Below are 12,507 nucleotides of genomic sequence, written 5' to 3' on the forward strand. Positions count from 1 at the left end.
CATCAGGGTTTGCTCTTTGAGTTCAGACGTTCCAAGAGCGGCTTGCCTGCTCTAAAGGTGGGCCAAACCTTTTCTGGCACTGCAACAGGTTCACCGGTGCGTGGATTGCGACCTATATATGAGTCGCGTGTTTTGGGGGCGAAGGATCCAAATCCGCGCAGTTCTACCCTTTGCCCCGCGGCGAGCGCATTTGTGATCGCATTGAAGACAGCTTCCATCCCACCTACCGCTTCTCGGTATGACAGGTCCGGATTTGATCTGATGACTTTAACCAAAAGATCGTTGTCTTTCACGTTAGCCTCCCGATGGAACTCTGCGATGCCATCATGTTTGTGGATCAATAACCCTATTTAGAAGCCCGCGCAGCAATACCGCGCTCAAGATCATCCGCCAGAAGGATGGCTTGCTCTTTATTGAGCGTCAAGACGACCCCGCCCATTGTCTCAGCATAGATGCGCAGACGGTCCGGCAGCCCCACAACACCGCGCTCGTACCCAGCGACGTCCATACCCCGGCGCGCCACCTCCGGCGTCCAAGTGCCCCAATTGCCAGCCGTGGGGTGGTCGCGGTATCGCCATCCCCCACAATGGATGCATTGTGCTTCAGCGGCGCTAGAGGCTTCGTCCTCATCAGAGACCTCGCACCGGCCGCTGTACTCGCAGCCGGGCGTGGTGGTGTCGTCCATATGGCTCACAGGGTGTAACGCCCGGCGATCGGCATGCGCCAGCCAAGGCCGAAGTCGGTGAGGTTGAGCTTCACCCCAGGGCAGGACTGATCGCGCTTGTACTGCGCCCCGCGCACCAGTTTTGCGATCTTTTCCGCATAGGGCTCGGGATTGTATCCCCCAGTGCGCATCCAGACATCATCTTTGCCGAATTTGGCAGTGATGATCCGCGCCGCCATGGGGGCATCGGCTTTCTGCTCGATCAGCGCGTAGAGCACCGCGTCTAGGATATCGTAATCCCCCAAGGACGCCTGATCGGTTTGGCCTTCTGCAAGCTCCGCGCTGGGCGGCCGGGTGATGATGCCCGACGGGATGGGATCTGCGATCACCGGACCCTGGGCCAGATCGGTGATGGTGTTGCGCCATTCAGCCATGCGGAAGGCATCGCTCTTGTAGACGCTCTTCAAAGGATTGAAGCCGCCGTTCATGTCGCCGTAGAGGGTGGCATAGCCCACCGACATCTCGGATTTATTGCCGGTCGACAAAACGATCCCGCCCAGAGCATTGGTCACACCCATCAAGGTCAGACCGCGCAGGCGGGCCTGGTAGTTCTCTTGGGTGGTGCTGGGGTCCGAGGTGCGGCCGATCTTTTCGCCCATCTCGGCAAAGTTGTCCAGCGTGGCGCCGCGCACCGCATCAAACATGCCGCCGATTGGCAAAACCTGTTTGTGAACGCCCAGGCGGTCCATCAAATCATCCGCAAGGCCGAGGCTCTCATCACCAGTATATTCCGACGGCATCATGATCCCGATGACCCGATCTGACCCGAGCGCATCCACGGCCATGGCCAGCACCAGAGCGGAATCGAGCCCGCCGGAGACGCCGACGACAACATGGGGTGTGCCGGTCTTCTTGACGTAATCCTGAAGGCCCAGCACGCAGGCATTGTAGTCTGCCGCAATGGTATCTTCGGGGTAGTCCTTCATCTTGAAGTCGTTCTCGAAGCTGAGTTTTACGCCTTCCTCTGCATGACGCGTCATCCGCAGGTGAATAACATCCGGAGTAAAAGCGGCGGCACCGATGTGACCGCCTTCGGCGTTCATCACGAAGGATGCGCCATCAAAGACCAGCTCATCTTGCCCGCCAACGAGGTTCGCGTAGATCAGGGGCAGGCCGGTGGCTTTAACACGGGCACGGGCAACCTTGGTGCGCGTGTCTTGCTTGCCATGTTGGTAGGGCGATCCATTCAGGACGACCAGGACATCAGCCAGCTCATCGGCGAGGCCCCGCGAGACATCCGCATGCCACATATCTTCACAGATCTGGATGCCGAGGTTAAAGCCGCGGAAGCTGAGCGGGGTCGGGCGCTCGTCGCTCATCGAAAAGGTACGGCGCTCGTCAAAGACATCGTTGTTCGGGAGCTCGCGCTTGCGAACCGTGCGCATCGCCCCGCTGGGCTCGATCAGGAAAGCAGCATTGTAGGGAAGGTTGGAGCCCGCCAAGGGGGCGCCGATCAGGACGGCTGCGCCACCGGTCTTGGCAACAGCCTTGCGGATCTTGTCGATACCGCGCTCGACGCTGGCAATGAAGCCGGGACGGGTGACCAGATCCCCAAGCGGGTAGCCGGTCAGGAAGCATTCGGGGAAAATGACCAGATCAGCGTCTTTTTCGCGCGCGAGATGGTCAAGCACCATCTGGGTGTTGCCGTCGATGTCACCAACCGTGGCATTATCCTGCACGATTGTGAGATTCAGATGTTCATGGGACATGGTCGTTCTCCTATTCCACCCGATCCGGGCGAACTTGCGAAATTTGTAACGCGATCCCGTTTCCAAGACCCGTTAATCAGACATTAGAGCTGATATGATCTGCAGTCAATAATAAGTTGCACGATACAATTTAATAGATGCGCGATACGCCGTTTAGGGAAACAGGTTTCTGTGGATAACCGATCCCCTTGGCATGACCTACCTTGTTTGACCCGTTAAAACAGAGGATCAGCGAAGGACAATAATATGAAAAGCACGCGTGATACATTTTCCCTGTTGGGGCTGAAGGATATGGCGAAAGCCTTTGACGCGCATCGTGGTCATTTAAATGCCCACCGTGAGGCAGTCCGAGCGGGCTTGAGAAAAGATGCTCATATCCCTTTCCCTTTCGCTCCTCCCGCCGTTGAGTCCAACCCGATCCTATGGGTCTCAGGCTGGGCTGGATCGGGCGCATGCTATATGGCCAATACCCTTCAGCGCGATGCCGTGAGGTCGGGGCGGCGTGTTTTGACACTCTCGACATATGACGATCGTGATTATCGGATATCAATGGATGACAGTGTCGCTTTGAAGATTACAGAAGCAATGATGGAAGAAAAGCGAGACGCCGAAGAGATTGCTGCTCTCTTGGACCAAGGCGCGGCCTTTTCGCATGTTGAGGTGGCCACGCATTTGCATACGGATCACCTCTCGTTCTGGCCTCGCGTAGTCGATACACTCTCGGAATTGGTCCCCGCGCACACAATGCTATGTTTGAACGTCAAATCCCTCATGTGGGTGCTGGACTTTGAACGCATCCGTGAGATTGCGAAAAATCTTCATGAAATCGGGGGCTGTCTGGTTATCGTTTCAAGTCAGTCCATTGATAAATTGCCCAAGGAGATCTTGGGTCAAGACATCGTCTTTCAAGGAAGATTCTGCCCCCAATCCTCAAGCCTTTTGGGGGTCGATGCTTCGGCCTTCCACCACCTCCAAGCTGGGGAGTTTTACCGCCATTGGAATGACGCGATGAAACAAGTCCATGTACCCCTTGAGCCGGTAAGGACATGGGAGCCTGCGATCGGACCGGCTGCTGTGACAATTCAAAGCAGGCTCAACATGCTTTCATCCATGACCTGGCGCTATGAACCCGAAATGGCTTGGGAGTTCACCGCCAAGGCGGCCGGGTTCGAAGACTGGGATGCTGTTGAAAAACACGCTGCACGCAAAGGGTCGCCCCTTGCCGCATTCTTGGACATTTCGATAGCACCGTCGCGGCGCACAAGTTCAAAAGATATGGAAGAGCTGTACGGACCGGTCACCAAAAAGTGGGGAAAGTTCTACCGGCGTACCAAATGGGGGCCTCCGGGGTACGAGATTTGTGACTTTCGAGATATGAGAGGCTAACCTCGGGAAGCGCTGAGCATTGCCGTTATCGCACAGGGCGGCGCGGGCTACATCTGGAAAGACCCAAAGGAGGGTGATCAGCCTCGAGTCTCACGCTGATGCTGGCCCAAGAGCGTGACCAACCTGCGACCTGAGATCACCTTTTGCCGCTTGAGCGAGACGAGAACTTCTTCCGTACGATCGAGCGTCACCTCATCACCGGAAAGCTCGGTGATCTTATCTGAGATAACATCGCCATAGGTCCTCACCGATGCGAAGTTCTTTTGTCGGCAAAAACGCGCAACGAGAATGGCGACTGTGGGGCGCTTCTTGACGACTTCTCGACTGATTGGATTTGTCATCGGCATATTGCGAAAATATAGCAGAGGGACAACTCTCTTCCCATAGCAATGCTGTTGGAGAACGAAACTTTCGCAGATCGGCCATAGACTATGCCCAAACGAGGAGCGCCGCATGACCGATCAAAACAATGAACATCCCGAAGACCTGCTGACTTGGCCCGATGGCGAGACCGCCGAGCGGTCTGAATACGACCGAGGGGACTGGAACCACAAATCGGATGACTTCGAGGTCACGCCTGTGGATCAGCGCGTCGATCATTTCGACGAGAACATAACGATCCCGGAGCTTTACGAGCAGCTCTCGATCGCGTTGAAATCCATGGGCACCTATGCGGCCCTCCACTTCGACAACGACGATGTCTGCCTTGAGGTGAATTTCTCGACTACAGGCTTCGCCAACGACTTCGAAGCCGCTCTGAAGAAGGTGGCTACTGCCGTCATCCTCAAAGAGGTCCCTGAGGTATCGACCGGCGTCCGTGCTTTCGGTGATGTGCTCCTCGATCCCTCCACTGGCATCACTTTCTGGGGTTGGAAGGTTGGAGAGAAGACCAACGAAGAGCTCACCGGCGACGACGGTCGCCCGGTCGACCCGGCGTCTCTCGCCCCTGAAAGCATTGAGGCGGAAGTATCGCCGTGAGCGAAGTGGCCGAGAATCATATCAAGGATCTCCTGATATTTTCGGACGGTACCGAGATCAGCCGCTGGGAATACGAGATGAGCTTTTACCCAGATCTCCCGGAGAATTACTCGGTAACGCCCTTCGCGGAGCGTACCGACCTCGAGAAACCGCCTGCGGAAGATCAGGATCTTGCAGATGCCCTCGAGATGTTCGAGGAAGGAGGGGATGGCGCCGATGAGAAAGAGCCGCTCGAATACGATGAGATCGATTTCTGATGACAGATAATGCAATGACCGCAGCCCGGAACGCCACCTTCCTGCATTGGCTCGAGAACGAGGCGAATTATTTAGACGCACGCGATCTAGGAGATGGGCGCTACGCTGCCATCATGCCGTTGATGTTCACCCATGCAATCATCACTGGCCGCATTGGCGACAAGAACATGTATGAGGATCGCTGGTGTTACGCAGGCTACGAGAAAGCCGCCGCGGCACTGGAAACCTGGGATGGGTCCGGCGAGCCCGATGGCTGGCATAGGCACCCAAATACAGGACGTCGGCGGGAAGAGGGTGATCCTGAGTTGGAAGAGATTGCACCCTGAGGGTCAGCGCACCGTGATGCGGTAGACCGAGAGCCCATCATGGCCGTCTATTCTGCCGATGCCGCATTCGTAATCCCCTTTACTCATCGAGCGGTCACGATGCGCACCAGCAAGGGCGTAAGCCCAGTTGCGGCAGGCCTGGACGTCATCCAGACCAAATCGCTCTTGATGCACAGTGATGTTTGTTCGGTTTGGGAAATAATAAGCGTCGACCTCTTCCCAAGGCGCGGCTTTATCCTTCCAGAACCAGTTGGCGACTGTTTCGGGCGGGTCTCCGAAGGCGAACCAAAGGCCTACGGCGATGATGATCATAATGGGCATACTTTAAAAAATAGTTTGGTAGGAATGGAGAGAATCGAACTCTCGGATCAGCAGTAATCGGCTGCAAAAGGTTTATAAATCCTCCACCCGCGCCAGCGCACTCCCAAATACCCAGCCTAAATCAGCAGTGTATTCGGGCGGTCGCCTTGATGAAGAAATGCGGCATCATTCTTTGAGCCTGACCGCATCTTATTCGTTGGTCAAGTTATGCCTATGTGGCAGATTTGCGAATTACACAGTTGCGTGTGAAAATGGCCACAAGTCAAATATTAGAGGTGCAATATGTTTTCCTGGTTCAAGAGCAAACGCAACGCTGAAAAAGAGAAGTTGGATCCGGTTTCATTCAGGTCTGCAGGTTTCCCTGTCGAGCCCCGCAAGGAAGCTCCGCGTCGGAGCGCGCGTGAGGGGGCCCGGGACAGCAAGGCGAGTGCCGAACGTCGCAGTGTTGCTGATCAGAATGCGGTTCTACTGGCGATGGCGGCCACTGACACACCGACAGAAACGACTACGCCCGATGCGGCCGCGAGCGACAGTGGCTCTTCAAACTACGACAACGGCAGCTCTTCGAGCTATGATGGAGGAGGTTACAGTGGCGGCTTTGACGGCGGTGGAGGTTTCTAAACCCAAACCGCCTATCGGGAAACCATGAGCGTTCTGCGCTTAAGCCTCCAGCTTCGTTCATATTTCGCCATCATATCGATGCGCACCAACGTGTCTGCACAGACATCGCTTTCGCCGCGGTAGAGCCGAGTTCCATCCGGGCCGTGAATCTCGATCACCCGCCCTTCAGGGTTGCGAGTATCCTCGACAAAATAGGTGTAACGGAACCAGCGCAGCCTGCCAAATACAATCGTCTCCGGCCAGCTCTCTTGTTCAGCGGCCTGCCATGGCAGTTCTGTGGGAAGGTCTACTCGGGAAGTGTTCACGCGATCATCTCCAACCAGGCCGCCTCATCGATGACCTTCACGCCCAGTGCCGCTGCCTTGTCAGCTTTTGAACCCGCGCCGGGCCCGGCGATGAGGATGTCGGTGTTTTTCGACACAGAGCCCGCCACCTTGGCGCCTAGACTCTCGGCCTGCTTTTTGGCCTCGGAACGTGTCATCTGTGTCAGTGTCCCGGTAAAGACCACCGTCAGACCAGCAACAGTGCTGTCTTTGGTGCTGGGCGCCTCAAGAGATTGAATGTCGAGCTGAGCGGCCATTGCCTCGATCGCCTCACGCTCCGGGCCGGGCATGAAGGTCTCGCGCAGCGCGCCAATCACCGCATCGCCGATCCCATCAACGGCACGGAAACGCGCCGCTTCAGATACTGAGCCCTCGGCCACGGCCGTGGCGGCCGCAAAGAAGCTTTCCCAATCAAGGAAGGTCCGCGCAACGAGGCTTGCTGTGGTCGAGCCGATATGCCGGATGCCAAGGCCAAAGATCATACGGTCCAAGGGCACAGAGCGCGCCGCCTCAATGCCAGAGAACAATTTGTTCGCAGAGGAGGGACCCCAGCCCGACCGGGTGGCGAGGGCACGGTTTTCACCAGGCGCTTCATTGCGCGCCAGCTCCGCGTCACGCGCAGGCAGGGTGAAGATGTCGACAGGCTGACGGACGGGAAGGGCATCGTCGCCCCAGAACGTGTCGACCATCGTGTCGCCAAAGCCATCGATATCGAAAGCCTCGCGGGACACCAGATGCTTCAGGCGCTCCTTACCCTGAGCAGGGCAGGCCAGGCCACCGGTGCAACGCAGGCTGGAGCCATCCCGCACCGTGGGGGAGGCGCACTCCGGACAGATGCTCGGGAAGACGAAGGGGGCCGCATCGCCGGGGCGCGCGTCGAGGTCGACAGACCCCACTTTCGGAATAACATCACCGGCACGGTAGATCTCCACCCGGTCACCGACGCGCAGGTCATTGCCGCCGCGGATTGGATTACCGGCACTGTCGCGACCCGCGATATAGTCAAGATTGTGCAGGGTGGCATTGGAGACAACGACACCGCCCACTGTGATGGGTGTGAGGCGTGCTACGGGTGACAGGACACCAGTACGGCCGACCTGGATCTCGATGGCCTCCAGCCGTGTCCAGGCACGCTCTGCGGCGAATTTATGCGCCACAGCCCAGCGGGGCGTGGTGGAGCGGAAGCCCAGAGCGATCTGCGTGGCGATATCGTCGACCTTGTAGACAATCCCATCGATGTCATAGCCAAGCTCGGCGCGCGCCAGAGCGACCTCTTCATGGTAGTCGGTCAACTGCGTGACCAAAGACTTGCCGGCCTCTGCAACGGGCTGGGTGCGCCGCATCAATGGGTTCACCCGGAAGCCCAGCTCGGCCAGCCGCGCAATGCTCTCGGACTGTGTCGCAGCCAAAGGCTCGGACATGTCACCCCAGGCATAGGCGAAGAAAGACAGCTTACGCTCGGCCGTGATGCTGGCATCCAACTGGCGCATGGAGCCCGCGGCCGCATTACGCGGATTGGCGAAGCTTTTGGTGCCATTTTTCGCAGCACGCGCATTCAGCGCCTCGAAATCATCGTGGCTCATGAAGACTTCGCCGCGCACTTCGAGCACCTCCGGCGCCCCGGTGAGCCGCTGAGGGATATCAGTGATCGTGCGGGCATTGGCGGTCACATCTTCACCGACAGCACCATCGCCGCGGGTGGCGGCCGAGACCAGCGCGCCGCTTTCATAACGCAGGGCAAGGGAGAGACCGTCGATCTTCGGCTCCGCTGTGAGCATGGCGTCGCGCGAGACAGCACGGATCTGAGCAATGAAGCGGGAGACATCATCCTCTTCAAAGGCATTGCCGAGGCTCAGCATTGGGACCTTGTGGGTGATCTTGCCGAATCCCGCAGCCAAAGGCGCGCCAACCTTCTCGGTCGGTGTGTCTGCGTCCTTCAGGTCAGGGTGCTGCGCCTCAAGCTCCAGCAGGCGGGCCTTCAACGCGTCATATTCAGCGTCATCGATCTCAGGTGCATCATCGCGGTGGTAGGCCAAGTTGGCCGCCTCAAGGCGCTGGGCAATCTCTTTCATCTCAAGGGAAACAGCTTCGGACATGGGGGTATCTTTCATCAAATAGGGGCTCAGCTGGACTGTCCGGTGAGGCGCGCAATCTCTTGCTCGCAGTTGTGGATCTTTTGCTCATATGACTGGATCGCCTCAAGGCGATCATCTTTGTCGATTGACCTGGTCAGGCCGCAGTTCATGCACTCCTGCGAACCGAAAACCGCCTCGGCTAATCCTGGCTCAGGAAACTCCCAGTTGCAGTGTTCACATTCCTCACTCATGCTGGCCTCCGGGTTCGGATCCAGCTTCGGGCGCGCGCGGGAACTCCCCACGGGGGTCCCACCACTCTCGATCGACAGTTGCGGTCTCCATGGGAAGCTCACGGCCGGTCACGCGCTCAAGCTCTTTATGGGCCGCGCGCTCCTGTAGGAATCGCGAGAAAGTCCGCAGTTCTCTGGTGTCATTCTCCGATGCTGTGATCAGGGGCGTCTTCACGCGATCATGACCTTCTTGAGGTATTCGAGCGCCTTGTCGTTATTGCCGTCCATCACGGCCTCCATCGCCAGGCCCAGATGTGGGCCGGCACGCAGCAGCTCGAGGCTGGACCATTCACCCGGGCCAACCCGCAGCTTCTCACCGTCAATCTCAACGATGCGGCTTTTGGGCCCATGCTCGTCGATCGGACCGCTGGCGCTGGGCGCGGTCTTGGGAGCGGTCACGATTGGGTCTGCCACTGGCGTTTCATCTGCCTGAATACCGTCGGCCTCTACCGCGGCCTGTGCGACCATCTTGCCCCGCGGAGGGACCCCGAAAGAGGTGGAGAGCTCATCAATATTGTCATAGAGAGTATCAACGATCTCACAAGCTTGATCAGGGGTGTAATCGTAGTCGCGCACATTGGTCGTGTTGGCCAGAATTCGGAGACCGTCGAGAACCTTTTGAAGGCGCATGGTGCTCAAGCGAATAAATTTGTCAGACTTGGTTTCCTGCGTGTCGCTCATGGCCATTCCCCTGCATATCTGTTGGTCTTCAGATACGCTAGATTGTTGCGAATTCCAATGGCTGACATAAAGTTTTTCGCAGTAAATCGACTTATGTCAGGTAATAGACACAAGCAAAGATGAAGGCTGAAAACGTGCAGGCCAGGATCGCGTGGCCGAGCTGGTCGCGGATTGTCTCCTCGCACAGATTGCGGATGAAGATATAGGAGAACATCGAGAAACTGATGATGAGGATCAGATATCCAGGCATATCGAAGCGCAAGGCAAGGACGGGTTCGATCTGGCCGAAGATCACCGTCACCAGAATGCCAGCCACCACCGCCACCCAAATCCTGAAGATGAAAAATACGACTGAGTTCTCGCCCCAAAAGATCGTCTTCATAACGTCCTTGGGACCCATATGAGAAAAGTCATGAGACAGGATCGTAGTGAAGGTATGCTTGATAGTTTGCCTGTCTTCCGCGCCCATAAAGCCGCTTACCCATATGGCGAAAGGGATCTCGAGGGCCAGGACGAGAGGGATAATCAGATCCGGTCGATTGATGTTGAGGAACTCAAAGGTGAGCGCACTCGCCATGCCCGGCAGCAGTGATAAGATGATCAACAGCACAAAGGACTGGGGGCTCAGAAACCTTATGCCGCCGACTTTCAAGCGGCGGTCATCTATGAACTCTAGCTGCATCCTGTAGGTCTGTGTCAGTGTCGTCATCTTCGCTTTCGGTGCTCCAGGGGGCTTAGCGCCTCTTTATCGTTGACCTCGACGACACCGGCGGCCCGGAACCATCTCTGTTTTGCCTCCTTTGGGCTGGTAGGCTTATGTTAACAAATGTGTTGCGAAAATACTTTAGATAATCATAACCTGCGCGTGTGGCCCTGTCATTTTCAAATCACTCATATATGATGCGAATAACACGAAAGGATTTCGCATGACCGATACGAGAATTTCCGATGTAAGCTCCGCCATTCAAGCACGAGCCGCCGCTTTCCTGGAAGCCCATCCGCTCACAGATGATGCTTCCGAGGAGCTCGACGAGATGGTGGTTGAAATGGCCAACCATGTGGCGGCCGAGACCGGCAATACTACGCGCGGGAATGATGACTACGATGATCTGCATGACAAAGCTGACGCCGATGCATCAGGCATCAACAATGAAGGTCATGAAGCGCAGATCGCCTACCTGATCGGAGAGGGCTGTTCGGAAGACTATATCCGGCAGACCATCTTCGGAGATGCGGAAAGCGCGCCCACGGGCCCATGAGGCTACCCCATCCACAAATCGGAGAGACCAGATGACAAAACCAGTATCCCTTCAAATGATGGACTGCTCGACCGGGCATCTCAGTGTATCGACCCGCAATTGGCTGGAGCGCGCCGAGAACCGTGAAAAGCGTGGCTTCATGTCGCGAGACACGGGCTATGCCATGAGCACCTATCTCGGCGCGGAAGATAACTGGAAGAGCGAGCCTGATCTGCCCGCAGATCTCATTCATATCTTGCGCTTTGCCCATGCGAATAAATTCGACTGGATTCTCTTTGACGTCGATGCCGAGCGCGATCTGAACTTGCCGTGGTATGAGGACACATACGGCAAGCCCGAGATGCCCGAGGAGCTCGATGGTGACCTGCTGAAGATGCATGTCGGCCCGCGCCTCTGGGCGGTCGACCCCGAAAAGATCAGCGACAGCGATCTGGTGATCAAAGTGCAGGGGGATGTGCCGGTCCGCACGCTGGACGATGAAAATTTCAGCATCCCGCATGGTCAAGGTGCCTGGATCGAGATTGGCGGCGCCGCCGTTCGGCTCTATGAACAGGATTGGGGCGTTCAGATCACCAGCTTTGTCGCCGGCTATGAGATGGATGAGCCTCTGGGTTCGATCGAGCTCTCGGTTGAAGAAATCAAAGAGGCACGGGAGGCATGTGAACGCGCCCCCGATGAACCGGAGCCCTGATATGGCACGTTTTCTGGTCTGGACGGACCTGCACGATGAGTTCTGGAACAAGATTCCCGAGATCCCTGATGAAGCGCTGGGCGTAGACGCACTTTTGCTCGCCGGGGACATCTCGACCCACGGCCGTCACGTCGATGCGGCTTTGCTTCTGTGGAACCAGCTTCGTAAGCCGGTGATCATGGTCCGCGGCAACCACGAGTTCTATGGTTCTGTTATCCCTGAGCTCATTGAAGAAGAGCAGGCGCGCATCGCCAAGATGAATGCGGCCGGTGCCGATATTCGTCTACTCGATGGTGATGTGACCGAAGTGGCCGGCACGCGCATCATTGGTGCCACGCTTTGGACGGACCTTGATCTCTACCCTGGAATGTCGGCCCAGGCGCGCGTTGCGGTCTACCAGGCGATGAATGACTTCTCGAAGATCCGCATAACCCCCACACGGCACCTCGAGATCGAGGATTGGCTTGCGATGCACTGGAAAGACCGCGAGGCGGTGCTGGCGCATCTCGATAAGCCCTTCGATGGACCGACGGTCGTGATGACCCACCATATTCCTGTCCGGGAGATGGTGCATCCGCTGCGCGAGGTCGGCGCGCCAGCGCGCTATGTCTCCAATGCAGGCTTTGCTTCGGATATGGGCTGGCAGCTGCGTGAGAAAGACATCGATCTATGGGTTTGTGGGCACTCCCATGACAACCGCTCTGCGGTGATCGAAGGGTACCATGGCGACATTCCCTTCATCAGCAATGCGCGCGGCTATCCAAAGGAGGGCTGTGCCTTTGATCCGGGACGTGTGGTCGAGGTTCTGCCGCGGCTGGAGCATGAGCCCAACGATATGATAGAATGAGAAAGGGCGCCCGCAAGGC

At 57.1% G+C, this 12,507-nt stretch carries 18 protein-coding genes; 8 read left to right on the plus strand and 10 right to left on the minus strand.

Annotated elements, in window-relative coordinates:
* Nucleotides 1–2: 2 nt before the first annotated feature.
* Genes ACGYLO_RS17925 through ACGYLO_RS17935 form a run of 3 tightly spaced genes read right to left on the minus strand, consistent with a single transcriptional unit; the run spans nucleotide 3 to nucleotide 2,433 of the window.
* A complete protein-coding gene (locus tag ACGYLO_RS17925) occupies nucleotides 3–293 on the minus strand; it encodes an HU family DNA-binding protein (RefSeq protein WP_394377017.1) in 291 nt (96 codons plus the stop codon).
* Nucleotides 294–346: 53 nt separating this feature from the next.
* Nucleotides 347–685, minus strand: a complete 339-nt coding sequence (locus ACGYLO_RS17930) for a hypothetical protein (protein ID WP_394377018.1) — start codon at nucleotides 683–685, stop codon at nucleotides 347–349.
* A gap of 5 nt (nucleotides 686–690) precedes the next feature.
* Nucleotides 691–2,433, minus strand: coding sequence for an NAD+ synthase (locus ACGYLO_RS17935; RefSeq protein ID WP_394377019.1), 1,743 nt, complete (start codon nucleotides 2,431–2,433; stop codon nucleotides 691–693).
* A 246-nt stretch (nucleotides 2,434–2,679) separates the two neighbouring features.
* Between ACGYLO_RS17935 and ACGYLO_RS17940 the strand changes: the two genes are divergently transcribed.
* Nucleotides 2,680–3,819, plus strand: a complete 1,140-nt coding sequence (locus ACGYLO_RS17940) for a hypothetical protein (protein WP_394377020.1) — start codon at nucleotides 2,680–2,682, stop codon at nucleotides 3,817–3,819.
* 77 nt (nucleotides 3,820–3,896) lie between these two features.
* On the opposite strand, the gene ACGYLO_RS17945 is transcribed toward ACGYLO_RS17940, so the two are convergent.
* On the minus strand, nucleotides 3,897–4,067 hold the full coding sequence (locus ACGYLO_RS17945; protein WP_394377021.1) for a hypothetical protein: 171 nt from the start codon (nucleotides 4,065–4,067) through the stop codon (nucleotides 3,897–3,899).
* 205 nt (nucleotides 4,068–4,272) lie between these two features.
* Here ACGYLO_RS17945 and ACGYLO_RS17950 point away from each other — a divergent pair, with 205 nt between their 5' ends.
* Genes ACGYLO_RS17950 through ACGYLO_RS17960 form a run of 3 tightly spaced genes read left to right on the plus strand, consistent with a single transcriptional unit; the run spans nucleotide 4,273 to nucleotide 5,380 of the window.
* A complete protein-coding gene (locus tag ACGYLO_RS17950; RefSeq protein WP_394377022.1) occupies nucleotides 4,273–4,797 on the plus strand; it encodes a hypothetical protein in 525 nt (174 codons plus the stop codon).
* Nucleotides 4,794–5,054 (plus strand): hypothetical protein, encoded by a 261-nt coding sequence (locus ACGYLO_RS17955; RefSeq protein ID WP_394377023.1) that lies wholly within the window; start codon nucleotides 4,794–4,796, stop codon nucleotides 5,052–5,054. Before ACGYLO_RS17950 ends, ACGYLO_RS17955 begins: the two co-directional genes overlap by 4 nt.
* Before the next feature lie 14 nt (nucleotides 5,055–5,068).
* Nucleotides 5,069–5,380, plus strand: coding sequence for a hypothetical protein (locus ACGYLO_RS17960; protein ID WP_394377024.1), 312 nt, complete (start codon nucleotides 5,069–5,071; stop codon nucleotides 5,378–5,380).
* Between the two features lie 3 nt (nucleotides 5,381–5,383).
* Here ACGYLO_RS17960 and ACGYLO_RS17965 read toward each other — a convergent pair whose 3' ends face one another.
* Complete coding sequence (locus tag ACGYLO_RS17965) at nucleotides 5,384–5,692, minus strand: hypothetical protein (protein ID WP_394377025.1); 309 nt, start codon at nucleotides 5,690–5,692, stop codon at nucleotides 5,384–5,386.
* 291 nt (nucleotides 5,693–5,983) lie between these two features.
* On the opposite strand from ACGYLO_RS17965, the gene ACGYLO_RS17970 reads away from it, so the two are divergent.
* Nucleotides 5,984–6,322, plus strand: a complete 339-nt coding sequence (locus ACGYLO_RS17970; protein ID WP_394377026.1) for a hypothetical protein — start codon at nucleotides 5,984–5,986, stop codon at nucleotides 6,320–6,322.
* 11 nt (nucleotides 6,323–6,333) lie between these two features.
* Here ACGYLO_RS17970 and ACGYLO_RS17975 read toward each other — a convergent pair whose 3' ends face one another.
* From ACGYLO_RS17975 to ACGYLO_RS17995, 5 genes are all read right to left on the minus strand, one after another.
* The gene (locus ACGYLO_RS17975; protein ID WP_394377027.1) at nucleotides 6,334–6,627 is read right to left on the minus strand and encodes a hypothetical protein; all 294 of its coding nucleotides are present in this window, start codon (nucleotides 6,625–6,627) and stop codon (nucleotides 6,334–6,336) included.
* Complete coding sequence (gene ligA / locus ACGYLO_RS17980; RefSeq protein ID WP_394377028.1) at nucleotides 6,624–8,741, minus strand: NAD-dependent DNA ligase LigA; 2,118 nt, start codon at nucleotides 8,739–8,741, stop codon at nucleotides 6,624–6,626. The genes ACGYLO_RS17975 and ligA overlap by 4 nt, the downstream gene beginning before the upstream one ends.
* A gap of 26 nt (nucleotides 8,742–8,767) precedes the next feature.
* The gene (locus ACGYLO_RS17985) at nucleotides 8,768–8,971 is read right to left on the minus strand and encodes a hypothetical protein (RefSeq protein ID WP_394377029.1); all 204 of its coding nucleotides are present in this window, start codon (nucleotides 8,969–8,971) and stop codon (nucleotides 8,768–8,770) included.
* Between the two features lie 210 nt (nucleotides 8,972–9,181).
* Nucleotides 9,182–9,691 (minus strand): hypothetical protein, encoded by a 510-nt coding sequence (locus ACGYLO_RS17990; protein WP_394377030.1) that lies wholly within the window; start codon nucleotides 9,689–9,691, stop codon nucleotides 9,182–9,184.
* A gap of 91 nt (nucleotides 9,692–9,782) precedes the next feature.
* The gene (locus tag ACGYLO_RS17995) at nucleotides 9,783–10,400 is read right to left on the minus strand and encodes a hypothetical protein (RefSeq protein WP_394377031.1); all 618 of its coding nucleotides are present in this window, start codon (nucleotides 10,398–10,400) and stop codon (nucleotides 9,783–9,785) included.
* Nucleotides 10,401–10,617: 217 nt separating this feature from the next.
* Between ACGYLO_RS17995 and ACGYLO_RS18000 the strand changes: the two genes are divergently transcribed.
* From ACGYLO_RS18000 to ACGYLO_RS18010, 3 genes are read left to right on the plus strand one after another with little or no spacing between them, the layout of a single operon-like run.
* Nucleotides 10,618–10,950 (plus strand): hypothetical protein, encoded by a 333-nt coding sequence (locus ACGYLO_RS18000; RefSeq protein WP_394377032.1) that lies wholly within the window; start codon nucleotides 10,618–10,620, stop codon nucleotides 10,948–10,950.
* Between the two features lie 31 nt (nucleotides 10,951–10,981).
* On the plus strand, nucleotides 10,982–11,641 hold the full coding sequence (locus tag ACGYLO_RS18005; RefSeq protein WP_394377033.1) for a hypothetical protein: 660 nt from the start codon (nucleotides 10,982–10,984) through the stop codon (nucleotides 11,639–11,641).
* 1 nt (nucleotide 11,642) lies between these two features.
* Nucleotides 11,643–12,488 carry a metallophosphoesterase gene (locus tag ACGYLO_RS18010; protein ID WP_394377034.1) on the plus strand — a complete coding sequence of 282 codons (846 nt, stop codon included), beginning with the start codon at nucleotides 11,643–11,645 and terminating at the stop codon, nucleotides 12,486–12,488.
* Nucleotides 12,489–12,507 lie beyond the last annotated feature (19 nt).

The sequence above is a fragment of the Sulfitobacter sp. 1A13353 genome (genome assembly GCF_043557255.1).
Taxonomy (GTDB): domain Bacteria; phylum Pseudomonadota; class Alphaproteobacteria; order Rhodobacterales; family Rhodobacteraceae; genus Sulfitobacter; species Sulfitobacter faviae.

What these genes read in the sequence shown, in the direction of transcription:
- ACGYLO_RS17930 (WP_394377018.1), bottom strand. Translation starts at nt 685, where the DNA reads ATGGACGACACCACCACGCCCGGCTGCGAGTACAGCGGCCGGTGCGAG.
- ACGYLO_RS17935 (WP_394377019.1), bottom strand. Translation starts at nt 2,433, where the DNA reads ATGTCCCATGAACATCTGAATCTCACAATCGTGCAGGATAATGCCACG.
- ACGYLO_RS17940 (WP_394377020.1), top strand. Translation starts at nt 2,680, where the DNA reads ATGAAAAGCACGCGTGATACATTTTCCCTGTTGGGGCTGAAGGATATG.
- ACGYLO_RS17950 (WP_394377022.1), top strand. Translation starts at nt 4,273, where the DNA reads ATGACCGATCAAAACAATGAACATCCCGAAGACCTGCTGACTTGGCCC.
- ACGYLO_RS17960 (WP_394377024.1), top strand. Translation starts at nt 5,069, where the DNA reads ATGACCGCAGCCCGGAACGCCACCTTCCTGCATTGGCTCGAGAACGAG.
- ACGYLO_RS17965 (WP_394377025.1), bottom strand. Translation starts at nt 5,692, where the DNA reads ATGATCATCATCGCCGTAGGCCTTTGGTTCGCCTTCGGAGACCCGCCC.
- ACGYLO_RS17970 (WP_394377026.1), top strand. Translation starts at nt 5,984, where the DNA reads ATGTTTTCCTGGTTCAAGAGCAAACGCAACGCTGAAAAAGAGAAGTTG.
- ligA (WP_394377028.1), bottom strand. Translation starts at nt 8,741, where the DNA reads ATGTCCGAAGCTGTTTCCCTTGAGATGAAAGAGATTGCCCAGCGCCTT.
- ACGYLO_RS17985 (WP_394377029.1), bottom strand. Translation starts at nt 8,971, where the DNA reads ATGAGTGAGGAATGTGAACACTGCAACTGGGAGTTTCCTGAGCCAGGA.
- ACGYLO_RS17990 (WP_394377030.1), bottom strand. Translation starts at nt 9,691, where the DNA reads ATGAGCGACACGCAGGAAACCAAGTCTGACAAATTTATTCGCTTGAGC.
- ACGYLO_RS17995 (WP_394377031.1), bottom strand. Translation starts at nt 10,400, where the DNA reads ATGACGACACTGACACAGACCTACAGGATGCAGCTAGAGTTCATAGAT.
- ACGYLO_RS18000 (WP_394377032.1), top strand. Translation starts at nt 10,618, where the DNA reads ATGACCGATACGAGAATTTCCGATGTAAGCTCCGCCATTCAAGCACGA.
- ACGYLO_RS18005 (WP_394377033.1), top strand. Translation starts at nt 10,982, where the DNA reads ATGACAAAACCAGTATCCCTTCAAATGATGGACTGCTCGACCGGGCAT.
- ACGYLO_RS18010 (WP_394377034.1), top strand. Translation starts at nt 11,643, where the DNA reads ATGGCACGTTTTCTGGTCTGGACGGACCTGCACGATGAGTTCTGGAAC.